The organism is Kordiimonas pumila, from assembly GCF_015240255.1.
Classification (GTDB): Bacteria; Pseudomonadota; Alphaproteobacteria; order Sphingomonadales; family Kordiimonadaceae; genus Kordiimonas; species Kordiimonas pumila.
The window spans coordinates 2,697,046-2,720,640 of the sequence record NZ_CP061205.1; the positions used below are offsets into that span (position 1 = coordinate 2,697,046).

A 23,595-nucleotide genomic window follows, 5' to 3' on the forward strand; every position below is an offset into this window, starting at 1 on the left:
TTTACAAGGCTTTTACACCTGTTTTACCGGTGTAAAATGCCTGTATCGCGGCTAAATCAGCCTCTTTATCACCTGTAGGCATAAAAAGAGGACCAAGCCCGATCTGCTTTGTACGCCTGTCCACAAAGGCCAGCAAAATAGGAACCTCCGCCTGCACAGCAATGCGGTAAAACCCAGTTTTCCATTTTGAAACAGCCGTACGCGTTCCTTCTGGTGCAATGCCTAAGATCATATGCTCTGACTGGTTGAAAGCCTCTACAGCCTGACCAACCAGGGCACCCGCTTCATCACTTGTTCTATCAACCGGAATTCCACCCAAGTAACTGAACAGCTTGCCGCTAGCACCTTGAAACAGCGTATGTTTACCCAAAAACCGAATATGCAGATTAAAGCAACCAACAACAGCCATGAAAAGTGGAAAATCCCAATTGCTAGTATGGGGCGCAGCAATAGCCACAAACTTTTTCTGATCAGGAACGGTACCCACGACCTTCCACCCCAGCAATTTTAAGAACAGCTTGCCACTCACCGCCATAAGGCTGCGAAAAAAAGCATTATCGTATATAAGCTTTGACGCCACACTTTATCCCCTATTTCCCTATTGGCATCATACGCTTTAATCAACAAGCGTATATAAAAAAAGCGGCGAACAGGTTTCCCCATCCGCCGCAAATTCTGATGCCAGCCTCTCAGGCAAAAGAGCTGGCTCATTACTCAAAACATATACTCAGAACATCATACTCAAAACAGCACCCCTGCAGTTTCAGGCAAACCAAATGAGGTACAGCTATGGATTAGCAATCCATGTGCCAATTAATAAATCCATATATTTCAGCCAGTTAAATATCACCGCCTCATAATGAGACACAGAAAGCCATTATTTATAATCCCAAACTGAAACAGTGCCCCAAAATGGAACACCGTTTAGTCAGCGTGATAAAAAGGAATATTTTAGCGAAGCCGTTCAAAAGCAATCAGCAACACACCAACAACCGACCGTGAAAATCCAGCAAGTTCAAGTTGACGTGCAAGCAAGTTTTTATCGCGCTTATTCAATATATCTTCAATAACCCTGTAAGATTTACCTGACAAAATAGAAAGCGCCGTGGTAAAAAGCCGTATATGCCCATTCTGCAGGTAATTTAACAGCATGTCAGAACCAAGTGATTTAACAGAGTGTAACTGGCGTAAATAATTTTCCATTTCAGCTTGCGGCGCAAGTTCTATGGTGCGGGCAAAAACCTGCCTATTTGCCAGAGAAACCAGATACGACGCATAATCATTAGAAAGACGATATTTTTTCGCCATATACTCGCCGTACTCGCGGGAAATCTTAAAAATAATTCTTTCAACCACGTCAATGGGCAAATCAGCCCGTGCGGCAAGCTTTTCCATCAGGCTGCGCTCATCCGGAAAACGATCTACAACCCTGTCACAACTACGTTTGGATACATCCGCAGTTTCATTAGACAAAAGTGTATCAACTGCAGGCTTGGTTCCCACATCGCTGATGGCAAAGCTCACTGCTTCTGAGAGGCCTTTTCTGCCCGCAATGGCTTCTTGTGCCTTTTCATTACCACTCAGGACTATTTCTTCGAGCAACGCATCATCGATAGCTGAAGCAGCCACTAAAAAGGGCATGGAAACCTGCTCAATGTCATGTGCAATGGATTGCACAATATCCTTTGGCAAAAAAAGGCATGTTCTGAGTTCTGCAGACAGTGCTTCTCTGACAGAAACAGCCGCATCCTCCACCAGTGCTTTTGCAAGTTCAAGGGCAGCCTGTTTCTCAAGACCATTTGCTGTATTGGCAAGAATGCGACCCACTTTGCGCGCAATCTCTTGACGCCCTTCAAGGGAAATTTCACGAAGTTGGTCAATATCATTCACAAGAAAAAACTCATTGCTATAATAACTTCTTAAGCATTATCGGATTTTCGTTAAAGAATACATAATGATAGCAATTATTTTCAAACAGACTTTAAGCCAGTTTGAAACCGCTTGGCATTAAGAACATAAATTTCTGCCGACTTTTTCATCATGATCATTTCTTCTGGTTTTAATTCACGAACAACACGCGCAGGGCTACCAACGATCAACACATTATCTGGAAATTCTTTGCCCTCTGTTACAAGACTGTTTGCGCCCACAATAGAGTTTGCGCCAATTTTTGCCCTGTTTAAAATGGTGCTCCCCATACCGATAAGGGAATTTTCTCCTATTGTGCATCCATGCAGCATAACCTGATGCCCCACAGTAACACCTTGACCAATTACCAGAGGCAATCCAGCGTCAGTATGCAGAACTGAGTTATCTTGAATATTTGTATCTACACCAATAATAATACTGTCGTTATCACCTCTGATCGTGACATTGAACCAAACACTGGAGCCAGCAGCCAGTTGTACATCGCCAATCACAGCGGCCGAAGGGGCAACCCAGGCACTTTCATCAAGTAGAGTTGGTTTTTTACCGTCGAGTTCATAAAGCATACTATTGATCCTTAACATGCTACCTTGCAGACCAGCTACACTAATAGTAAAGCTTCCTATAACAAGCCCAATATCAGGTTCTATTTTCATATGCCCGCCAAAACAACCATTAGGAAAATAGAAAAAAGCGAACTAACGTGGCGCGATAATGCACCGATAGCACCAGTGTACGGCGATGTCTATTATTCCACGGAAAATGGCCTTGAAGAATCTGAGTTTGTTTTCATCAAAGGCACAGGTGCCCCAGAGATATGGCACGGACAAAATCATTATGTCATTGCCGAAACAGGGTTTGGAACCGGGCTTAATTTCTTATGTACCTATAAAGCATGGCTGGAAACAAACCAGCAAGGCTGCCTGACATTCATATCTACTGAAGGTTTCCCGCTTTCAGAAGAAGCGCTGGAGCAGGCCCATGCCACTTTTCCTGAACTTGGCATGTATGCAGAAAAACTAAGGGCGGCATGGCCTCCGCCTTCCATTGGGTTTCACAGCCGTAGCTTTGAAAATGGCCGCATCAAATTGCTGCTATTATTTGGGCAAGCAGCCGATACGCTCCCGACACTCCATGCCCGCGTTGATGCTTGGTATCTGGATGGTTTTTCCCCGGCAAAAAACCCCGACATGTGGTCAGACTGTATACTGGACCAGATAGCACGGCTATCAAAACCCGGTGCCCGGTTTGCAACATTTACCGCGGCAGGCTTTGTAAAACGAGGCCTGCGGGAACGCGGGTTTACCGTACAAAAAGCACCCGGGTACGGCCGCAAGCGCGAGAGATTGGTTGGCACATTAACAACCCCGCAAAATATCGATAAAGCCGCAAAATCACATGTGCCGATGTGGGCTGCATTTCCAGCGCCCGCAAAGGGAAACTCCGTTATTATTGTCGGTGCTGGCATTGCTGGCGCCAGCCTTGCCAACCAGTTAAAGCTTGCAGGAAAAAGCGTTACAGTACTTGCTGGCACCACCCCCGGTGCATCAAGCGTTCCTGTCGCTATTCTAGCCCCCAGTTTAGAGCGCGATAACACACCAGTAACGCTTTTTGCACGCTCAGCCTTTGCCCATGCTTGCAGCTTTCCGGCTTATGACACCGCATGGTTAGGAACCAAAGGCCTAACACTGCGCGATGAAAATATCCCCGCCACCAATAAAATGGTAAAAGCGGCCAGTTTTCTTGATTGGCCTGAAAACTGGCTCCACCTTGTAGAACAGCAGGCAGTGTTGCCAAAAGCTGGCAGTATATACCCCGAAAAGGCCATTAACACCTTGCTCACAGGTATAACAACACTTCCAGAAGCCGTCAGTAGCTTTGAAAAAAGCAGTGACGGATGGCGCATAGAAACCACAAAAAAAACACTATATGCCGATATTCTGGTGGTTGCGGCAGGTCCTGCAACAGAGCAGCTTTTAACCGGTGGCGAAAACCTGCACTTTAATTTACGGGGCGGGCAATGCGAAATCTATGATGCAAACACAGCAGGCCTAGCAAAGAAAAATATCGCTTTTGGCGGCTATGTAACGGCCCCCAGCAGATACCAGAACAAAGATGTTCAGACTGTAGGCTCAACATTTGAAAAAACACCAAACGGTGTGCTTTCTATTCCTCCCACAAAGAAAAGCCGCCGTAAAATAGAGCAAAACACAGCGCTTCATCTTGGCGTTGAACCTAGCGACGACAGCCATATTGAAAGCTGGACTGGCGTTCGAGTATCATCGCTTGATCACCGCCCTATGGTTGGCGCTGTGCCTGATTGGCTGAGCACGCAAAAACAGTTTGCCCCCATGATGAAAGATGCCCGTATCAGGGGGCTTGACCCCATTGTGTATCAGGAAGGCCTCTATGTTATGACGGGGTTTGCCTCGAAGGGCTTTCAACAAGCCCCTCTCGCGGCAGAAATTCTAAGCGCCATAATATGTGGTAGGCCGCTACCGGTAGCCCTTGAAACATACACAGCCTTACATCCGGCGCGCCACTTGATTAAAAAAATTATCCGTAAAAACAGGGTTAGAGAGCCCCATAAAACGACTAACTAATCAGCGTGTTTATGGCAGTACAATTAATACCCACATCACAAGTAATACAATATTGCTTAAGATAAACACCCTAAACCGGTGCAAAACATTATTTCCAATCAGGTGCACCAAAGCATGTACAATACGCAAGGCTGCGTAACACCATGCCATAATCACCACTATACTATCAGCCTTGCCAAAAACCTGCGCTGCAATACAGGCTGCAATAAACAGCACAGGCATTTCAAACTGGTTTAGAAAACTACGCTGTGCAACTTGCACATCTTCTGGCTCGCTTCCCACGGCCCCTGAAAACACCTTAAAATATGCGCCGTTTGTTTTACCGGCGGCGTACGCTGATAACCGCCGATATGCCAGTATAAACAAGATGATAAAGGTCAACAGCACCTGTGTAGCAAGAGGGTATAAAATAGTATCCAACATGATTAATGTACCTCAGCATAATTTTTCCCAGTTTCCTTTAATAACCCGGCAAGTGCCTCGTTGACCAGAGCTGTCTTTGGATTCAGTTTTTTAGCCTTATTATAATCACTTACAGCGCCGTCCATATCGCCCAGCGCGCGCTTTGCATTGCCGCGGTTTAAATAGGCCTGCCAGTACTTACGATCCGTTTTAACCGCTTTTGTACATGCCTCAATCGCGGCCTCAAAATTGCCATTGGCATATTCAACAATACAGAGGGTATTTAAAACCGGTAGCAGGCGCTCTTCACCAGAGACACTTCTGGCTGCCCGGCTATAATATTGGGCAGCTTTTATAAGGTCACCAGCCCGCACAGCAAGCTCCGCTTTGTGAACATTGGGGTCTTCTTCAAAATAGTACACTTGCGCATGAGAGGCTGCGGTAAGTGACATCAAGCCTAAGCCTGAGGCTATAATTACATTTTTAAAGCTGTGTATCATTTCAATTCTCCATCTGACAAAACTGTCTGGTTATTTTCCTGTTGCCAGAGATACACCAATTCATATATGAATATAAATAACATTAAATGTATGATAGGTATTCAAATATGAATATTAAATCCAAACCAACGATAAAGCCCAACACAATTGACTGGGATGACCTTAAATATTTTTTGGCAATAGCAGAGGAAGGTAGTTTGTCGGCTGCATCACGCAAACTTTCTGTAAGCCAGCCAACCTTATCAAGGCGCCTGACAACTTTTGAAGAAACTGTTGGTGCTGAGCTATTTTCCCGAACACGCTCAGGGCTTGAGATAACCGTACTCGGAGAGCAGATTTTAGCGCGTGCCGCCCATATGCGCGATGATGTGCATACAGTTGAGCGCTTAATAACAGGTCACGACACCAGCCTGCAGGGCAGTGTTATTATTTCTTGCATTGAAATTATTGGGGCGGAATGGCTGGTTCAAAAAATACGCCCTTTCCACGATATATACCCAGAGATCACTGTAGAAATTAAAATAGATAATACAGCATCAGACCTGCTAAGGCGCGAAGCAGATATCGCGCTTCGGATGTTCAGGCCTATTCAAAATGATCTGGTCGCAAAACGTACTGTAAGTATGAATTATGGATACTATGCCAGTAAAGACTATATCGAAAAACACGGCAAACCTGAAACATTTTCAGAACTACGAGAACACCGGTTCATTATGCCACACGATGAAATTTTAGCTCATGTTAACCAACAAAAAGCGCCCAAACGCCCACTTTCAAATGTGGTTTTCCGCTCCAACAATCTGCTAGCACTTGCAACCGCAGTACGTGCCGGTTACGGAATTGGCGCCTATAGTTGCCTCATTGCCGAAAAAGACCCCAACCTTGTACGCCTTTTTGGTGATTTTGTGATTTTCAGTTCAGACATTTGGCTTGTTAGCCATTCAGAGCTACGCCGTAGTGCCAGAATACGTGCCATGTATGATTATTTAGGTGATATGCTGCATGATCACAGGCATCAATTTTCTGGAGAAGTTTAAGGTAAAAAAGCTAAAGCTCTTTTTGAAAAACATGAACAACAAAAACTTCGTTACCAGAGCCTCTATATTCGAGATAATCAAAGCAGCCTTTTGCCATAGTTATCCCTCTGCCATGCTTTCGATTATGCCCTTTTGCACTATCTAAATAAGATTTAAAATCAAACCCTTGTCCACTATCTTTAATAATAAAGGTTACCTTATCAGGTTTTCGTTCATAGCTAACGACAACAAATTTATCCGCATTTTCTGGCAACTTTCTACGGCGTTCTATTTCTGCATTAAGGGTGCCAGCTTCAATGAATGTGCCCTTTTCATCGTGGCTTATCCCCAAGCAACCATGCTCCACACCGTTTATAAGTAGCTCCGAAAGCCCAATTGCAACAGGCACAGGATCAGGGCATGACATGGACAATATCGTTGAGAGGTGCTGGGCTTCTTTTCTCGTTTTTAATTTAAACTCGCCGCTTGTTACCTGCCCAACAACAGACTTGTACTGAGAAATAGCCTTTTTCAAACCCTGAATTCGTTCAAACTCTTCAACCTCGACAGATATTGCAACACGTAATGGCCGTGGGTCATCTTCAAGGACAACATACTTTAAGTTCTTTGTGTGGCAAGGCTTTTCCATCTGTAGCCGGGCACTAGTCCCCACCAGAATGACTACACCCCGCTCCTCTATATATGAGGGGCTAATATGGGCAATAATATCCTTTAAAGGCATATCAAGAGCCATCACATCGATTATATACGCGCTTATGGAATGATATTTTTCAAGTCCAACTGCCCCCAAATCTTCTACTGCCGCTGTAGTAACGAGTCTATATTCTGAGCTTTCAAGCTCTTTAAGCTGTTGGTAAAGAGTGCTGGTCTTGTCAGGAGCATAAATCATGGCATAGGGCTTTTGAGAAGAAGTCATGCGTTCCCCTCCTCTATGCCACTTCTACGGTGTATAGCTACAGCTGTTAAATCATCAGGCAAAGCTTCTGGCTGCGTATCAAAAAAGCGCGCAAGCAAGTTTGCCGTTAATTGGGTTCGACCCTTGGATTTCACGAGTTCCTTTACCCAGTCGATCAACCCGTCCTCGCCCAAAATAGCACCACCAGCCATCGGTGCTTCAATTAAAACATCAGAATAACAAAATATACTTTCGCCAACCTCAAGCCTGTCATTGTGATTTTCGTATTTTGGTTCCTTCAAAACGCCAACAGGTATGCCCGAACTATCAAGTAAGCGTACATTTGTGCCACTAATAATCATAGGGCGCGGTGCACCAGCCCCTGCATATGTTAATGTACCTGTTTCATAGTTTAAAACGGCATAAAACATAGTGCCAAACTGACCTAACTGAAAGCTTGCCTTCATGGCTTTGTTTAGTTCTGTCAGAAATAACGCCGGGTCTGTCATTGTGTCTTTAAACCGAGCCATTGAGGCGTGCACACGGAATGTGTTCAATGCTGCAGCAACACCGTGACCGCTAATATCAAGCACATAAAAACCCAGTTGATTATTAGGCAGAAGCCACCCGCCCCACAGATCACCCCCCAGTTCAAAGGAGGCCTTGTAATAGCTTTCAACAATTGTACGGGTTTCTTTTTCAATTTCAATCAAGCTTGCTTTCTCAGGCAACAGTGATCGTTGCATTTCCCGAGCCAACACCAATTCATTCTCAATACGTGCCCGAAAATCACTAAGGCTATGTATTAAAAATTTATTTTCCAGATGCATCCGAACACGAGCCAGCAACTCAGGCTGGTTAATAGGCTTGGAAACAAAGTCTGTTGCGCCTGAATTAAACACCTCAACACGCTCTTCTGGCGCTTCGGAGGCCGATTGCACAAGAATTGGCAGGCTATTATATTTAGGGTCAGCACGCAGAGTACGGCAAACTTCATAACCAGAAACTGTCGGCATATTCAGATCAAGCACTACTAGATCAGGCATAAACTCCTCGATCATCTTCAGTGCCTGATCTCCATCAGATGCATAAAGCAGATTCTCAAAGCCGCCGCGATTAAGACACAGCCCAATCATACGCTGCATAAGCACCATATCATCCACAATCAGGATTTTAGCGGCATGAACGCTGCTCGTTATTTCCTTGTCGCGCCCAGCGGCCTTATGCGGCGTCCCTGTTGTGTCTGCCATGAATACCCTTCCCTAAAACACACTAAGCCTGGCTTTAGCCTTCAAGAAGGTCTGAAAGTTTTGTCAATTTAAGCATACTGGCAACGTGGCCATGTGCACCTGTCACACCCAGTTTCCAACCATTTGTTTCAGCCTGTTCGCGTGCAATAAGGAACATACCAAGGCCTGCTGAATCAACCATTTCAACCTTCGACAAATCAAAGATACATTTTGTTAGATTTTGTTCATCAAGGTCTTTCAATAGCTGACGAAATGTAACATTTTCAGAAAAAGTTATGTCACCCGTAAACCTGACAACAGCATTACCACCAGTATTTTCAATACGATATTCCATCACAGACTCCTGTATAATTAAAATAATTCAATATCATCATCGTCATCAAACGATGTATTCCCCCCACTTACAATAGCTTCAGTAGCCCCATCCTTTGGCACCGAAAACATCTCAATAGAATCATCAAAACTGGCGTCATCTTTGTTCGTTGTGTCACCTATATTTTTTAACACCATACTATTTGTAAAACGTTGACGCATTTCACCAAGAGAACAACTGGTAACAATACTATCAACCCAAATTTCCATACGCTCGCTATCTTCAGTCAGCTTGGAAACCCCTTCAATATTGAGGCTTTCCGATTCTAATTTCCCTGTAAGGCCATGCAAAACGCTCATGGTTTTTTTCACACCATCAAGCTGTTGCTGCGTTTTATCCTGAAACTGAAACCGCTGGATCACACCAGACATATCGGCTTGTAGCTTCTGTGACATCTCAGAAGATTGAACCACTTTATCCTTGAAGCGGTCATTCTGTGCTACAAGACCGTGCATCATCTTTTCAATTCGGTCCTTGGCCTTTAAGTTACCGCTCATATCCAAACTAGCAATAGACTGAAGCTTCTCATGGCCTCGCTCTATGCCACCATGCACAGAATCAACTCTGGACCGCAGAACACTTGCTAAATCATTGATATCTTTTGATAACTGCCGCACTTCATCTGCTACAACACCAAAACCTTTACCTGCCTCACCTGCGCGAGTTGCTTCAATCTTGGCGTTAAGAGCCAAAAGGTTCGTTTGTTTATTAATTTGCTCGATTTGCCCAATGTGTTTCACCACTTCATTCACATCAATAACAACATCATCAAGTGCATAAACAAGGGTCATTGCCGTTTGTGATAAATGCAAAACATTGGTAATGCCTTCTGTGAACACCTCTTCCAGAAAGCCAATGATTTCGGGGATGGTAAGCTGCTCGTTACCCAGATCAACAAGGGATGCAGCCTGCACAATCTCAGACATATTTTGCGACTGCAACTGCGCATTTTCGACCATTTTATGGAACAAAGTGCTTAGATCAGATGTCGAATCCTCAACTAGTTTTGCAACCAGATCAACTTCCGTATCCAGCGTCACAAAACCACGGCCAACAACTTGGCTTAGTTCCACCCAGCTTTGCAAAGCATCTTTCAGCGCCGCCAGAGACGGCTGCATGACTGTTACTTCAGATGTCGTATCGCCATCCATAAATGGTGTTCCCTGTTCACAAGTTATATCCATATAAAGGCCTCGTGACTATCTCATGTCGCTATGTTGCGACATTGTTCTTATCAGACCGTTAACTATGGGTGTTTTTTTTGATAAAATCAGATAGGCCAGCATTGTTTCTCTATCGCGGCGGCAATTCTGGAAAGAGGCATCTCAACAACAACACCACCAACCTCCTTTGCGACACGTGGCATACCATAAACCACGCACGAATCCTGAGACTGCCCAATTGTAAAAGCACCACTGCGCCTAAGATCAAGCATACCGCGTGCCCCATCACGCCCCATACCTGTTAATATAACAGCAATTACAGCACCCGTTACATTTGCCGCGATCGATTCAAACGCGGCATCAACACTGGGCTTGTGGCCAGAAACTTCCGCATCATTACCATGTTGAATAATATAATCATGGCCTTGCTTTACTATCCGCAGATGTGTGCCACCACGCGCTAAGTAGGCCGTGCCCTTTACCAGTTTCATACCATCTTCAGATTCAACCACAGTCATTCGCGAGGCGGTATCAAGCCTTGCGGCAAACCCCGCCGTATACGCCTCGGGCATGTGCTGCACAATAATGACCGGCGGGCTTTGTTTTGGTAACAGCGGCAAAATTTCTTTTATAGCAACAACACCTCCTGTTGAGGCGCCGATTGCAATCAGGTCAACCGCTGGTTCTGCCTCTATTTTTCGTGCTTGAATTCGTTTTAAGTTCACAGGAACTTGAATACGCGCAGTTGCAGCACCCTTAACCTTTGTAATAATATCATCCCTGATATCTTTAAAATTCGTTTGTAAATTAGTTGTAGGCTTACCAATCACATCGTAAACACCAAGCTCAAGCGCCTTCAAGGATTGTGCTGTGCCTTCCTGCGTTAAAGAAGATATCATCACAACAGGCATTGGCCTTAATGTCATGATCTTTTCCAGAAAACTAAGCCCATCCATCTGGGGCATTTCAATATCAAGCGTTAAAACGTCCGGATTAAGTTCTTTTATCATCGTGCGCGCAACAAGTGGGTTTTGCGCAACGCCAACCACTTCAATTTGTGGGTCAGAGGCCAAAATACTTGAAAGAATTTGCCGTACCAACGCAGAATCGTCACAGATCAATACCCTTATTTTACCCAACCCCATACGTGCCTCTAATCAAATAATTCAATATCACCGCCACTATCACGTTCTTTAGGCTGCATTTTTTTCTGATACGATGTTTCTTGATTAAACACCTGCCTGTCAGATGCCCTGCGCATAAGAAGTCGCTGAACTTTTCCCGTTTCAGGAAAATAATGAATGCGTCGCGCCATATCACCACGAAGGTCAACAGCAACAGGCCTGAAACCTTCGTTCTTCAAGTATTCTTCAACAAAGCTGGCATTTCTGTGCCCCACATCGCCGCCGCCGCCAATAACATTGGCACCGCCAAATACCTTTATTTCCATCCGTTCCCTAGGGCATCCTAGTTTCATAATATCATTGATCAGGACTTCCATCGCATGGTTACCGTACCGCATAACAGCATTGGTAGCCCGCCAATCAGAAGCGTTCCCCTCAGGCAGCATGAAATGGTTCATTCCGCCTATCCCTGTTTCGGGGTCGCGGATGCAGGCCGCGACACAGCTACCAAGAACAGTCACCAGCATTTCGCTTGGCTCACCGGTTACATAGTGATCCCCCGGCAAAAGCTTAACAACCATATGCTTGTATTTTGTATCAAAATACCGTCTTACCGTGGTGTCATTGCGGGGAGTGTTCCGCCTCTCATCTGTTTTTATAGCCATAGCGATTATACACTCACTTTCATTTGGTCCTTCATAATGAAAGATGACTTACCAACAGACACAAGGCGTGGATGACTTGCAACCAAAGCCTCGGCATGGCCAACATATAAAGTGCCGTTAGGCGTTAATAGATTAACAAACTTATCAATCAGTTTTTTCTGCGTTGGTGTATCAAAATAGATCATCACATTACGGCAAAAAATAACGTCAAAAGGCTTTTTAATCGGCCACTCTTCCATAAGATTTAGCTTTTTAAAGCTAATCATCTCTTTAAGTTCATCTGCCATGATTGCCTGATCATCGCTATATCGAACATATTTTTTAGCAAGCCCTTCGGGAATGGATTCCGCTTCTTTTTTCCGGTAACGACCTGCCATGCCTGTGCTTAACATGTTTGTGTCAATATCAGTTGCCAGTATCTGTGTTTTCCAGTTCTCTTTGGATGGCAACGATGCCTTTACCGTCATAGCAATGGAATAAGGCTCCATGCCAGAGGAACAGCCCGCCGACCAGACCCTGAAGGTGCGATCAAAAAGGTTGCGCCGGGCACCTTCCACCTTGGCAAGCAACACTTCCTGGCGCATGTGCTGAAAATGGTGACCTTCTCTGAAAAACCGGGTCAAATTTGTTGTCATGGCATTCACAAAGTCTGCCATTTCAACACTGCCTTCAGCGCTTTTCAAATAAGCCAAATAATCGCCAAAACTATCAAGCTCCAATGATCTAATACGCCGAGCAAGCCGGCTATATACCATTTCATACTTGCTTTCTTTTAGCGTGATCCCCGTTCTGTCGTAAACAATCTGGCGAAGGGCATCAAACTCAGATTTTTTCAGCTTGAACTCACGTTCCTTCATAGCCACTCTCTGGTAAAAGTTGCACAAGGTTAGCCTGAGGGGACATGCCCCTCATTCATTAGTTCTTAAAACTCAGCCCAGTCATCATCTTCATCAAATGAAGCGGCGGCTGGTGCCTTCGCCGCAGGCTTTGTTTTAGCGGGAGCCTTTATAGGGGCGCTAACCGGTGCTTTTGCTTTAGGGGCTGGGCTAAAACTGCCGCCTTCATCAATTTTAAAGAAGCCAATCCTTTCCATCATGATTTCGGCTTGCTCTTCAAGAGACCGTGCAGATGCAGCAGTTTCTTCAACAAGGGCAGAGTTTTGCTGGGTCATTTCATCCATTTCAGCAACAGCCCGGTTAATTTCACCAACACCGGTAGCCTGTTCCTGATTTGCAGAGGAAATGTCCGACATAAGGATCGTTACAGCCTTGATAGACTCAACAATTTGCTTAAGCTGTTCGCCAGCTTCATTCACAAGACCCACACCGTCTTTCACCTGAGAATTGGAATCAGCGATCAAGGCTTTAATATCTTTAGCGGCCTCTGACGACCGCTGAGCCAGCGCCCGCACCTCAGAAGCAACAACAGCAAAGCCTTTGCCTGCATCCCCTGCCCGTGCAGCCTCAACCGCAGCATTAAGAGCAAGAAGGTTGGTTTGGAATGCAATTTCATCAATTACCACAATAATATCAGAAATTTTCTGTGAGGATGTTTCAATTTTTGACATGGCCGTTACAGCACGGTCAACAACCTCACCGCCCTTTTCTGCAACAGCACGGGCACTTGTGCCTTTTTCATTGGCCTGTTTCGCATTATCAGCGTTTGCCTTAACCGCACTTTCCATTTCTTCCATAGAGGCGGCGGTTTCTTCTAGTGACGAAGCTTGTTCCTCAGTTCTCTGCGACAAATCTGCACTGCCTGAAGCAATTTCAGTTGCTGCATTGCTCACTTCACCAGCCCCCATAATGATAGAGGTCATCACTTCAGAAAGCTTTTCAGCTGTAAGGTTTGAGTTTTGCTTCAACTCATCAAATGTGCCGCGATAATCGTTTGTTATACGCTTGGTAAGGTCCCCTGCCGCAAGTGCACTCAACATGTTAGCTACATCCAACAGGCCTTCCTCACATGTTTCGGCAAACTGGTTAATACCTTCCGATACATTAAACATGAAACCGGTTTTGCCCGCCAGATTAACACGGGCACTTAAATTACCGGCGACCGCTGCATCAACCACTGCTTTAATTTCATCCTCAATTGAACGCTCTGCCGTGATATCTGCCCATTCCACAGATGTCCCGAAACGTTCGCCTTTGGAATCCACAACAGGGTTCGCTATTAAGCTAAACACACGTTTGCCAACCTTAATTTCTGTTTTAAAGGTGTCCGTAAGTGTGCCAAGCACGCGCCTTTGATGCGAAGGATCCTTATGGAACACATCAATATTGGAGCCCATGAGTTTATCCACACGAAAGTCTGGCAATGCCATCCGAATATCATCTTCGGCAACCTGCATCATATTCACCATACTGTCGTTCATATAGAAAATATTATAGTCAGTATCGGCAAGCATCATATTGGTGGTTGCACTATCAAGCGAAACCTTGATCTTGGCATTTTTAGCATTTTCCACGGCTTCAAGCTTAGCTGCCGTAATATCCGTTGCAAATTTCACCACCTTGAAAGGCTTACCATTCATATCTTTAATCGGGTTATAAGATGCCTGAATCCACACCTCTCTACCGCCTTTGCCCAGACGCTTATATTCTTTGGACTCAAATTCGCCGCGATTAAGTTTATCCCAAAAAGCATGATATTCAGGGCTGGCGGCAAACTCTGGTTCAGCAAAAATGCGGTGGTGCTTGCCCACAACTTCCTCCAAACTATACCCCATAGTTTTAAGAAAATTCTCGTTAGCGTGCAAAATCGTACCGTCCATTTTGAACTCAATAACCGCTTGCGCTGCATTAATGGCCTCAATCTGCCCAGCATAGTCAGCATTCAGCATTTTCTGCTCTGTAACATCAACCGCATATTTCACTACTTTAAAGGGCTTACCTTCAGCGTCAAAAATCGGGTTATAGGATGCCTGAATCCATACTTCACGCCCTCCTTTGCCAAGGCGCTTATATTCTTGCGCTTCAAACTCACCACGATTAAGTTTATCCCATAAAGCTCGGTATTCAGCGCTTGCCGCGAACTCTGGTTCAGCAAAAATTCTGTGGTGTTTGCCTTGAATTTCAGACAGGGTATAGCCCAGCGTGTTTAAAAAGTTATCATTGGCCGTTAGAATTGTCCCATCCATGCTAAACTCAATTACAGCCTGAGATCGTTTAATAGCCGCAACCTGCCCTTCAACATCTATGGCATGCAGTGTTTCTTCTGGTGTGGCCTCTGCCTGCTGGTTTTGCTGTGCTACAAAGTATGCAGCACCCACAAAAAGCAGCGCCGTTACAGCCCATTGTATTTGCGGTGACAAGCCATCAGCAAAGACATGCACCGACACCATGACAATAAAGGTAACCGCAAAAGTAATCCATATTTTGCTAGACAAAGAACTCAGCACGGCACCAACACCATGCCCTGGCCCGTTACCACCAGTTACATTTGAAACACTAATATCCGCCATTTTTCGCCTCCTAAGGGCTATAGATTCATTATATTTCTGTCTATTAGCTCGCTGCTTTACCAGCATTCGCCACTATTTTTTCAATATCAAAGAGGCGCTCAATTTTAAGTAAAGCGACCATCCGTTCATGTACCGTAATGAGCCCATCAAGGAAGCGTTGTTCGCTACGCGCCTCTACCTCAGGTACCGGAAGAATTTCTTCTGTATTGATGGTTAAGATATCTGAAACCGCATCAACCAGCAGCCCCATGATACGCTCGCCAACAGCCACAATAATAACAACGTGCAAAGGGCTGGCCGTGGTCAAACCGTGACCAAACCGGCAGCGCAGGTCAAATATGGGCACAATAATACCGCGTAGATTGAGAACACCACGTACATATTCAGGCGTATTGGGAAGGGTGGTTACTTTAACCCAGCCCTGAATTTCCCGAACAGCCATAATATCTATACCGTATTCACTTTCATCAACTCGAAAAGATACAAACTGAACCAATTTTCCAGTTTCCACTTCCTGCCCAGAGTTAGCCGTTTCCAATCCAAGCAATCTGGGGTCGAACCCCTTTGGGACGGCGCTTTCAATGTTCTTTTGTTCAGTCATTGCAAGCCTCTCTCTTTCCTAAACTATTGCTCTTTGTTTATTGTCTGCTGTGCCCATATAACCGACATCACGGCTAAGGCCTCTCACACTTACAGGCACATCCATGGTGGCCATGCGATCAACATCTAAAATCAAGCACACACTGCCATCTCCAAGAATGGTGGCCGACGCGATACCATCAACAGCTCGAAAGTTTGTTTCCAGTGATTTGATAACCACTTGCTGCTGCCCCAGCAGATAATCAACAAGCAAGCCAACAACGGAGCCCCCATCGGCTTCAACCAGCACAACTAGCCCTTTGCTAGGGTCTGGCTCGCTATCTTCAATTTGGAAAATTTTAGCGACAGGTACGATACGCAGATATTTACCACGTACGCGCATAACCATATTGCCATCAACCAAGTGATCTACATCAGCTTTTATGGGACGTACTGTTTCTACAATGCTATTGATAGGAACCACATATTTATGATCGCCAACTCCCACAATCATACCATCCAGCACGGCGAGTGTCAGGGGCAAGGTTAATTGAAAGCGGGTACCATGTCCGGGATGTGATTGAACTGATACCCGCCCCCCAAGGGATTGTATATTGCGGCGCACAACATCCATGCCTACGCCGCGCCCGGAAAGGTCTGTCACTTCCTCAGCAGTTGAAAAACCCGGGGCAAAAATAAGATTGTCAATTTCATCGTCAGTCAGTTGGGCATCCGCGGGCACAACACCCTTTTGCTTTGCTAATTCCAGCACTTTTTTGCGGTTAATGCCTCTACCATCATCAACAACTTCAATTAGAATACGCCCACCCCGGTGCTCAGCAGACAGGCGAATAGTACCCTCTTCCGACTTACCTGCAGCCAATCGCTCTGCCGGTGTTTCAAGACCGTGATCCATAGAGTTTCGGATCATGTGAATAAGGGGATCAGCCAATTCTTCAATGACTGTTTTATCAACCTCGGTTGCCTCGCCGATAGTAACAAGCCTGATTTTCTTATCGAGTTTTTTAGAAACATCCCGCACGATACGCGGCATACGAGAGAAAACAGATTTCACAGGCTGCATGCGAATAGCCATCACATTTTCCTGTAACTCTCGAATATGCATCGAAAGCTCTTCCATGCCTGTTTCAACACGAGAATTCTGATTGTGTGAGGTGCTATTCACTTCCTGTGCAAGCATTGACTGCGTAATTACCAGTTCGCCCACCATGTTTACAAGCCTGTCAACACGGTCAATATCAACTCTTATAGAGCCTACACGAGGCTGATTAGCGCCATTTTGCTGCGCCACAGGATCACTCGGCACTTCCGTGTCTTTTGGTATGGCTATACCTTGAGGTGCTTTTGCTGGAGCCGCCACTACTGTCACTTCAGGAACAACAGGAGCCTCAGGCGCAGCTACATTGGCTTCACCCGCTGACATTTGACCTGCTTCAAGCGCCGCATCATCCACAAAAAAGCCAAAGTCATCACCGTCATCATCAACCCGAGTATGGCTAACATCAACACTAACAACACTGCCACCAGCGCCGAGTGTTACGATTGTCAGGTCACAGTCATCTATAACAAATTCAAATACTTCATCAATTTCATCTCGGCCTTTATCAGTAACAAGGTCCATAACCCAGCTAAAATAGGCATCTTCTGGTTCAAGTGCCTCAAAAGGTGGCAAGCGTGAGGTATCAATCGTTAGGCTTAGTTCGCCAAGGTCGCGCAGCTCTCTAATAATCAGGAGTGGCTCATTTGCATGACGATACATTGCTTCCTTGGGGGTGAATTCAATTCTGAAATGTTGCCGCGTATCCCCCTTATCACCTGGTGTTGCCAACGGCTTTTCAGTGTTAGCACCATCAACGATGGGGGCTGGTGCAGAAGCTGGGTCACCTAAAAAGGCCTCAATGGCATCAAGAGCTTCCTGCCCGTAAAGCGGGTCCGGTATTTCATCTTTTTGAGCAAACTCAACCAAGTCTGAAAGCACATCAAAACCGCGAAACAATGTTTCAACAACACTGTCTCCCACCTCAAGGCGAGACGTTCTCAGCTCATCAAGAAATGTTTCGAACTTATGGGTGAAATTCACCATCCGTTCAAAAGAAAAAGCGCCAGCCCCTGCCTTTATCGAATGCACAGCCCTGAAAATTGCATGCAGCGTTTCATTGCTGAAATCACCCGTTTCAAGGTCAGCCAGATATTGCTCTACGTCAGATAAAAGCTCATTACATTCTTCAAAGAATGTAAGCTTAAACTGAAGGAATGGATCGTCGCTCGAACCGGACAAATAGTATCCCCTATTGTCATATTCTTTGCATCACTCAATGACACAAAGCGTTTTAAGCACATACTTTACCCACAACTTGTAATAATTTTTCTGGAACAAAAGGCTTTACAATCCAGCCTGTTGCACCAGCTGCACGGCCTCTTTGCTTGAGGCTATCGTCAGATTCTGTTGTTAAAATTAATATTGGCGTTGCCCGAAAACGCGGGTCTTGCCGCAGCTTTTCAACAAGCTCAATCCCGTTCATATTCGGCATATTCACATCAGTGATAACCAAATCGACCATTTGACCGGTGAGTGCCGTCAGGGCGTTCACCCCATCATCAGCAAGCAGAACCTCATAGCCTGCACCTTTCAGTGTAAATGACACCATGTCTCGCATTGTCTTAGAATCATCCACTGCAAGGATTCTTTTGCTCATTATGAAATTCTCCACTGATCCAAATCTGTTCCCAGTCCAAGTGTTTCAAAGGCTTCACTTAAATATTCACTGGGGTTTTTTATTTGAAATGCACGTTCTGCATTTTTAAAAGCTTTTTGGGCTGCAACCAAAACTTCAATACACGGCGTTGAGATGCGTTCAACATCGCTGCCTTCAATCAAAAGATCACCTTCAAGATCAAAAAACTCAAGAAGCTTATCTTTCAGGCCTTGTGCTGCCAACAAGTCCAAAACCTGAGGTAAGCTAAAGCTTAGGTTTTTATCTGATCGTGCATCAGCTTTGTTTTTTCGTACCATCTTAAAACCTTTGGAAGGTTCGATTCGCCCCAATAGCGTTGATAGTACGGTGAAATGATTAATTGATATTTAACGCCAATTTTATTAAATCAGGCACTTGTTATTTGTAGTGAGATAATAACTACAGAAAAGTATAATATAGTTTTCTGTGCCAGGCGTTTATTCACTTGTTATAGATTAGCGCTGTATTAGCTCTTTTCTAACAAACCCAAAAAGCAATACTGATAACGCACCAACAAATACCATAAGACCTACCCCGGCTAGCATTGGTATATGCTGCGCATGCACATAAAGTGCCCCAGCGATCAGGGGCCCTGTTGATCGCCCTAAAGCCTGCATGGATTGTATAGCCCCCAGTATTAACCCTCGTTCATTTGGTGTTGCCACCTTTGAACCCGTAGTAAGTATGGAGGTATTAAACAGTGCGCTCCCTGTTCCTGTCATGGTTACTGCAAGAAAAACCCAAACTGGAGAAGGACTATAAACCATCACAATTAAACCTACCGCCATCGATAGCGCACCGTATCTGGTAAGGTTTAATTCCCCGTATTTTTTTGCGAGGCGCCCAACAAGCCCCCCTTGCACAATAATGACAACAAGGCCTGCATACGCAAAGAGATAGCCTAAATCTTTCGGCCCCCATGAAAACCTGTCATGCGTAAAGTACGGCATAACGGGCTCCATTAAAGCAAGCGCCAGCGTGAAGAAAAACATCATCAGGCATATAACCATAAGGATAGGCTTTGACTTTATATAGCGCAGTACTGCCAACTGTGCGATTGAACTATGACCTGCTGTATGTTCTTTGGTCTGCGCCAAATTGGCATCAGTTTTTGTGCGCCAAAAACAGGCTGCACCAAACCCCACCAAGACCATCAAGCATGAAAAGCTTGCAGGCAACGTAATAGAAGCCTGCCCCGCTTCAGAGTTGCCAAGAAATGCCCCAAACGCAGGCCCTAAAGTGAAGGCCGTACCAATGCCCGCGCCCAAAGCCCCTAAACTGGCTGATCGCTTTTCTACAGTTGTTATATCTGTGGCGGCGGCAAATATAACAGGCACAACACCGGCACAAAAGCCCGCGCATGCAATTGTGACAGCCACCCCCACAAGGCCATTGCTGTAATTGGCCAAACAATAATAACTCAGGCAGGATGTTATAAGCGCTACCATCATGACCGGTTTTCGACCAAGCCGGTCAGATAGCCGCCCAAGGAAAGGCCCCGCCATAAACTGTGCCAAGCTATAACACGCTAAAATCTGGGTTGCCTGTGCAGTGCTTGCGCCCAAGTTTTGCAGAAAAAACATAATAGTAGGCAATAAAAGTGCAAACGCTGCCATTACCGAAAATACAATCAACACCAGTATTGGCATACATAAACCCTAGCCGTTTTAGTTTACTGAAAACATCACACGGTATGACAGAGCCATCATAAGATGACTAGCATCATTTATTTTTTACTGAGTGCGGCTCTTTCTCACGGGGTATTGTCCGCCTCATCATCACTGCCTTCTGCTTCAGGCTCACCCTCCTCTGTTGCACCGTTTTCTTTCTCAACGTCCTCCAGCGCTTTTGCTTCTTCCGCTTTCAAGCGCTCTGCTTCAAGCTTTGCTTTTTCTTCCATTTTTATGGTCACGGCGCGTTCTATATCTGCCCTGCGCTGCACTTTTTCCGCTGTTTTACCTGATTCAAGTTCCAGCCATTCTGCTATTTTACCATCCAGATATTCAATAAGACCGGCATTTCCGGCTGCTAGTTTCTTCGCTTTATTGGCCTTAGTAATGGCAGATGAAGTATAGTCAATACTGGCCAAAGCCTCGGCATGATCGGCAAGAATAATAGCTGAGTTTGGATAAGCATGCTCTGCCTTTTCCAAAAGCCTTATCGCATCGCGCCCTTCGCCCAGTTCCAGATAGGTGCGCCCCAACATGCCTTCCACATGGTGATCATCAGGGAAACGCTTAAGCACAGCTTCAAGGTCAGGCTTAGCTCTGGCATAATTGTTTATGCTAACATAGGCTACACCCCGGTTTTTAAGGGCTGACATATAATCAGGCGTAATACTTAACGCTTTTGAATAATGTACAATAGCCTCTTCAAAGCGGCGCTGTTTATAGCGTACAGCCCCCATCAGGTTGTAAGATAATGCCGCATCTGGGTGTTGTTCCACCATTTTAGTAACAACTTCCTCCGCTTCAGCAAGCTTGTTACTATCAAGCAACATATTTACCAGCAACGTTGTACTGGTCATATCAGTGTAAGAAGCACCAGAGAGTTCAGCAAGTTCCGCTATAGCCTGCTCTTTATCGCCTCTAGAGTAATCTGTCAGTGCCAGCCTGCGGGTCAATGAATCTATCAGTGCCTGATCTACAGGGTCTTTGCTTTCTGCCAGTTTTTTTGCTTTTTTAAGCCACCCCCGCATGGCAGGTACATCATCATTCATGCCTGTCACTGCAGATGCCAGCAAATGCGCATCAAGGTCTGTGCTATCTGCTTTCAATAAGGGCTCCAAAGTCTGCAAAGACTTTTTGGCATACCCGCGCCTACCATAACTTTCAGCTAGAATAAGCCGGGTTACACGATCACTTGGAACAAGCTTAAGAAAGTCTTCAAGGTACGGTATTGCGGTCACATATTTACCAAGCCTGAAAGTCACATGCCCGTATGTTCGAATCGCAGGAGGATAGCGCCGGGTTATTTCCTGTGCTCTTAACAAAAGCTCCTCTGCCGTTTGCAAGTCACCCTCAGTCGCCAACATTAAGGCAGAATAAAACCTCGCCATAGGGTGTTCTGGTGTATTTTCATACACTTTTTGAAGCGCCTCACGGGCCAAGGGATAATTTTCTTCATCCACATAAATACCGGCTAGTTCCAGATACGCCAGGTCATTCGGGGATTGCAGGCTAATAGACTTCTGTAAATGATTTTTGGCAGTTTCAAAATCAAGTTTGTATTTTGCTGTTGCCCCCAAAAGATATTCTATAAGAGGGTCGTCATCCGTTAGCCCCGCCGCTTTTTGTGCCAGCGTGTGTGCACTTTCAAAGCGGCCCATCATCAAATCAAGCTGGGCAAGGCCCGCGTATGCTCTAAATTTTTCAGGATCTAGCTTGACAGCCTCATTATAAAACTCTGCGGCTTTTTCAAATTCATTATCTTCAAGGCTGATATCGCCTTTCATCAATAGTGCTTCGTAATGCTCGTCACCTGTATAGTCATATTTATCAAGCTCTTCCTCAGCCTCCTCTAGTTTACGCTGCATCATAAGGGCTTTGGCCATGGAAATGGATGTGCCAGCTTCTTCAGCACCGCCTTTACGCGCTTTTTCAAGCGCCACTTCGGCAGCAACACCGTCAAGCCGTTTCATAAGGATATCAGCCTCCTGAAGGTGGTCTTCCTTATTGGCAACCTCCAGCACATCCTGCTCGCGAATAATTTTTAAGGCCTGATCATACTCACCTCTATCAATGAGTGCCTGAACATCTGCCGTATCAAAAGCAGTATAGTCCACTTTATCTTCCTCGTCGTCACTGCTGCTACAAGCATGCAAAGCGACCGCTATTGATATAAGTGCTACTTTACTGCGTATCATTTGTCCCCGCTCCCTAAATGCGCTGTTTGGAATACCATCTTTTAAGAACTATAAGGCCCTTTTGCCACTGATAAACGTCATCTACAACCCAACAAAACAAGCTTTGATATTTCATTAAAAAAAGCTGATCTAGTAAAATTCTTTTCCCATAAACCCATTTTTATGCTACTCCGCACAGCAGAATGAATATTTAGGGTAATATTCAGCTTTAACCATCTGTTAGTGTTCATCTTATAACATACTGCTGTTAACACAGAATGGGTAAAAAAATGAAAAACTTTGGATTTTTAATCAAGTCTACCTGTTGTGCTGCACTGGTAGCATTTGCCAGTATCGGCGCTAAAGCCACATATCATTATTATGATATTTCTGCTGATGCCGGTTCCTATAGCCCAATTGTACTTGGTGAAGACCTTCAACTAGATGCTTGTGGCTCCGATGTACATCAGGCTGTCGCTGTTGGTTACACATCCAATGAAGTTTATAACATCTGCTCTGAAATTCCGAGTTATTCGATTTTTGGCCTGCGCTGGGAAATTACATTTAATAATGTGACACAGGTGATTGGCGAATATCTCTCCCACAACATGGCAAATGGCCTTTCGATTTCAGTCGCAACCGGGGCTGGAACCTTAATATCTCAGGCAGGTAGCTATTCCATCGGCCTGTGGGTTGGCTTTGCAGACAATTCCAGTTTCTCCCTACCTTGCTATGCGCCTTACAGCGTTGGCTATACAGGGGACGATTCAGGGTATATTCAATCGCAAAGTGGATACCGGAACCTAGATTACGATACAGCGTCCCTATCAGTTACAGCACCCGCTGCTGTACCAGAGCCTGCCGCAGCGTTTCTCTTGCTGCCAGCCCTCATTATACTATCGCGCAGACAGCGCAAGTTACAGAAAGCAGGCCGCGCATAATATCCTCCTATAGTTTACGGCATTAAAAAACACCCGGCCAATAAATTGACCGGGTGTTTTTTGTTTAGTGT

General features: G+C 45.2%; 22 protein-coding genes. 3 read left to right on the forward strand and 19 right to left on the reverse strand.

Annotation, left to right across the window (positions count from 1 at the left end; genetic code table 11):
- Position 1 precedes the first annotated feature (1 nt).
- From ICL80_RS11835 to ICL80_RS11845, 3 genes are all read right to left on the reverse strand, one after another.
- Complete coding sequence (locus ICL80_RS11835; protein WP_228073459.1) at positions 2-580, reverse strand: lysophospholipid acyltransferase family protein; 579 nt, start codon at positions 578-580, stop codon at positions 2-4.
- Between the two features lie 371 nt (positions 581-951).
- On the reverse strand, positions 952-1,890 hold the full coding sequence (locus tag ICL80_RS11840; RefSeq protein ID WP_194212520.1) for a DUF2336 domain-containing protein: 939 nt from the start codon (positions 1,888-1,890) through the stop codon (positions 952-954).
- Between the two features lie 80 nt (positions 1,891-1,970).
- Positions 1,971-2,492, reverse strand: coding sequence for a gamma carbonic anhydrase family protein (locus ICL80_RS11845; RefSeq protein WP_194215845.1), 522 nt, complete (start codon positions 2,490-2,492; stop codon positions 1,971-1,973).
- A gap of 90 nt (positions 2,493-2,582) precedes the next feature.
- Between ICL80_RS11845 and mnmD the strand changes: the two genes are divergently transcribed.
- Positions 2,583-4,529, forward strand: coding sequence for a tRNA (5-methylaminomethyl-2-thiouridine)(34)-methyltransferase MnmD (gene mnmD, locus ICL80_RS11850; RefSeq protein WP_194212521.1), 1,947 nt, complete (start codon positions 2,583-2,585; stop codon positions 4,527-4,529).
- A gap of 9 nt (positions 4,530-4,538) precedes the next feature.
- Here the strand turns inward: mnmD and ICL80_RS11855 are convergent, their stop codons facing one another.
- Both ICL80_RS11855 and ICL80_RS11860 read right to left on the reverse strand, forming a co-directional pair.
- Positions 4,539-4,952 (reverse strand): MAPEG family protein, encoded by a 414-nt coding sequence (locus tag ICL80_RS11855; protein ID WP_194212523.1) that lies wholly within the window; start codon positions 4,950-4,952, stop codon positions 4,539-4,541.
- 2 nt (positions 4,953-4,954) lie between these two features.
- The gene (locus tag ICL80_RS11860; protein WP_194212525.1) at positions 4,955-5,431 is read right to left on the reverse strand and encodes a tetratricopeptide repeat protein; all 477 of its coding nucleotides are present in this window, start codon (positions 5,429-5,431) and stop codon (positions 4,955-4,957) included.
- 107 nt (positions 5,432-5,538) lie between these two features.
- On the opposite strand from ICL80_RS11860, the gene ICL80_RS11865 reads away from it, so the two are divergent.
- Complete coding sequence (locus ICL80_RS11865; protein ID WP_194212527.1) at positions 5,539-6,468, forward strand: LysR family transcriptional regulator; 930 nt, start codon at positions 5,539-5,541, stop codon at positions 6,466-6,468.
- A gap of 10 nt (positions 6,469-6,478) precedes the next feature.
- Here the strand turns inward: ICL80_RS11865 and ICL80_RS11870 are convergent, their stop codons facing one another.
- The 14 genes from ICL80_RS11870 to ICL80_RS11935 form a co-directional block, all read right to left on the reverse strand.
- Positions 6,479-7,384 (reverse strand): ATP-binding protein, encoded by a 906-nt coding sequence (locus ICL80_RS11870; protein WP_194212529.1) that lies wholly within the window; start codon positions 7,382-7,384, stop codon positions 6,479-6,481.
- Positions 7,381-8,613, reverse strand: coding sequence for a PP2C family protein-serine/threonine phosphatase (locus ICL80_RS11875; RefSeq protein WP_194212531.1), 1,233 nt, complete (start codon positions 8,611-8,613; stop codon positions 7,381-7,383). Before ICL80_RS11875 ends, ICL80_RS11870 begins: the two co-directional genes overlap by 4 nt.
- Positions 8,614-8,647: 34 nt before the next feature.
- Entirely contained in the window at positions 8,648-8,947 is a 300-nt protein-coding gene (locus ICL80_RS11880) for an STAS domain-containing protein (protein ID WP_194212533.1), read from the reverse strand.
- A gap of 17 nt (positions 8,948-8,964) precedes the next feature.
- Positions 8,965-10,137 (reverse strand): methyl-accepting chemotaxis protein, encoded by a 1,173-nt coding sequence (locus ICL80_RS11885; RefSeq protein ID WP_194212535.1) that lies wholly within the window; start codon positions 10,135-10,137, stop codon positions 8,965-8,967.
- A gap of 119 nt (positions 10,138-10,256) precedes the next feature.
- Positions 10,257-11,294, reverse strand: coding sequence for a protein-glutamate methylesterase/protein-glutamine glutaminase (locus ICL80_RS11890; protein WP_194212536.1), 1,038 nt, complete (start codon positions 11,292-11,294; stop codon positions 10,257-10,259).
- Between the two features lie 8 nt (positions 11,295-11,302).
- The gene (locus ICL80_RS11895; protein ID WP_194212537.1) at positions 11,303-11,938 is read right to left on the reverse strand and encodes a chemoreceptor glutamine deamidase CheD; all 636 of its coding nucleotides are present in this window, start codon (positions 11,936-11,938) and stop codon (positions 11,303-11,305) included.
- 5 nt (positions 11,939-11,943) lie between these two features.
- On the reverse strand, positions 11,944-12,795 hold the full coding sequence (locus tag ICL80_RS11900; RefSeq protein ID WP_194212538.1) for a CheR family methyltransferase: 852 nt from the start codon (positions 12,793-12,795) through the stop codon (positions 11,944-11,946).
- A 65-nt stretch (positions 12,796-12,860) separates the two neighbouring features.
- Positions 12,861-15,404, reverse strand: a complete 2,544-nt coding sequence (locus tag ICL80_RS11905) for a methyl-accepting chemotaxis protein (protein WP_194212544.1) — start codon at positions 15,402-15,404, stop codon at positions 12,861-12,863.
- A 43-nt stretch (positions 15,405-15,447) separates the two neighbouring features.
- Entirely contained in the window at positions 15,448-16,005 is a 558-nt protein-coding gene (locus ICL80_RS11910; protein ID WP_194212545.1) for a chemotaxis protein CheW, read from the reverse strand.
- 18 nt (positions 16,006-16,023) lie between these two features.
- Positions 16,024-18,282 (reverse strand): chemotaxis protein CheA, encoded by a 2,259-nt coding sequence (locus ICL80_RS11915; RefSeq protein ID WP_194212547.1) that lies wholly within the window; start codon positions 18,280-18,282, stop codon positions 16,024-16,026.
- A gap of 52 nt (positions 18,283-18,334) precedes the next feature.
- Positions 18,335-18,700, reverse strand: a complete 366-nt coding sequence (locus ICL80_RS11920) for a response regulator (protein ID WP_194212549.1) — start codon at positions 18,698-18,700, stop codon at positions 18,335-18,337.
- On the reverse strand, positions 18,700-19,017 hold the full coding sequence (locus ICL80_RS11925; RefSeq protein WP_194212551.1) for an STAS domain-containing protein: 318 nt from the start codon (positions 19,015-19,017) through the stop codon (positions 18,700-18,702). The genes ICL80_RS11920 and ICL80_RS11925 overlap by 1 nt, the downstream gene beginning before the upstream one ends.
- 177 nt (positions 19,018-19,194) lie before the next feature.
- On the reverse strand, positions 19,195-20,388 hold the full coding sequence (locus ICL80_RS11930) for an MFS transporter (protein ID WP_194212553.1): 1,194 nt from the start codon (positions 20,386-20,388) through the stop codon (positions 19,195-19,197).
- Positions 20,389-20,492: 104 nt separating this feature from the next.
- A complete protein-coding gene (locus ICL80_RS11935) occupies positions 20,493-22,604 on the reverse strand; it encodes a tetratricopeptide repeat protein (protein WP_194212555.1) in 2,112 nt (703 codons plus the stop codon).
- Positions 22,605-22,873: 269 nt separating this feature from the next.
- On the opposite strand from ICL80_RS11935, the gene ICL80_RS11940 reads away from it, so the two are divergent.
- Complete coding sequence (locus tag ICL80_RS11940) at positions 22,874-23,524, forward strand: hypothetical protein (RefSeq protein WP_194212557.1); 651 nt, start codon at positions 22,874-22,876, stop codon at positions 23,522-23,524.
- The last annotated feature ends 71 nt before the right edge of the window (positions 23,525-23,595 follow it).

Coding starts and splice junctions, on each gene's coding strand:
- ICL80_RS11935 (WP_194212555.1), bottom strand. CDS start 22,604: ATGATACGCAGTAAAGTAGCACTTATATCAATAGCGGTCGCTTTGCAT.
- ICL80_RS11880 (WP_194212533.1), bottom strand. CDS start 8,947: ATGGAATATCGTATTGAAAATACTGGTGGTAATGCTGTTGTCAGGTTT.
- ICL80_RS11870 (WP_194212529.1), bottom strand. CDS start 7,384: ATGACTTCTTCTCAAAAGCCCTATGCCATGATTTATGCTCCTGACAAG.
- ICL80_RS11875 (WP_194212531.1), bottom strand. CDS start 8,613: ATGGCAGACACAACAGGGACGCCGCATAAGGCCGCTGGGCGCGACAAG.
- ICL80_RS11940 (WP_194212557.1), top strand. CDS start 22,874: ATGAAAAACTTTGGATTTTTAATCAAGTCTACCTGTTGTGCTGCACTG.
- ICL80_RS11895 (WP_194212537.1), bottom strand. CDS start 11,938: ATGGCTATAAAAACAGATGAGAGGCGGAACACTCCCCGCAATGACACC.
- ICL80_RS11845 (WP_194215845.1), bottom strand. CDS start 2,492: ATGCTTTATGAACTCGACGGTAAAAAACCAACTCTACTTGATGAAAGT.
- ICL80_RS11890 (WP_194212536.1), bottom strand. CDS start 11,294: ATGGGGTTGGGTAAAATAAGGGTATTGATCTGTGACGATTCTGCGTTG.
- ICL80_RS11905 (WP_194212544.1), bottom strand. CDS start 15,404: ATGGCGGATATTAGTGTTTCAAATGTAACTGGTGGTAACGGGCCAGGG.
- ICL80_RS11910 (WP_194212545.1), bottom strand. CDS start 16,005: ATGACTGAACAAAAGAACATTGAAAGCGCCGTCCCAAAGGGGTTCGAC.
- ICL80_RS11865 (WP_194212527.1), top strand. CDS start 5,539: ATGAATATTAAATCCAAACCAACGATAAAGCCCAACACAATTGACTGG.
- ICL80_RS11930 (WP_194212553.1), bottom strand. CDS start 20,388: ATGCCAATACTGGTGTTGATTGTATTTTCGGTAATGGCAGCGTTTGCA.
- ICL80_RS11855 (WP_194212523.1), bottom strand. CDS start 4,952: ATGTTGGATACTATTTTATACCCTCTTGCTACACAGGTGCTGTTGACC.
- ICL80_RS11920 (WP_194212549.1), bottom strand. CDS start 18,700: ATGAGCAAAAGAATCCTTGCAGTGGATGATTCTAAGACAATGCGAGAC.
- mnmD (WP_194212521.1), top strand. CDS start 2,583: ATGCCCGCCAAAACAACCATTAGGAAAATAGAAAAAAGCGAACTAACG.
- ICL80_RS11900 (WP_194212538.1), bottom strand. CDS start 12,795: ATGAAGGAACGTGAGTTCAAGCTGAAAAAATCTGAGTTTGATGCCCTT.
- ICL80_RS11925 (WP_194212551.1), bottom strand. CDS start 19,017: ATGGTACGAAAAAACAAAGCTGATGCACGATCAGATAAAAACCTAAGC.
- ICL80_RS11885 (WP_194212535.1), bottom strand. CDS start 10,137: ATGGATGGCGATACGACATCTGAAGTAACAGTCATGCAGCCGTCTCTG.
- ICL80_RS11860 (WP_194212525.1), bottom strand. CDS start 5,431: ATGATACACAGCTTTAAAAATGTAATTATAGCCTCAGGCTTAGGCTTG.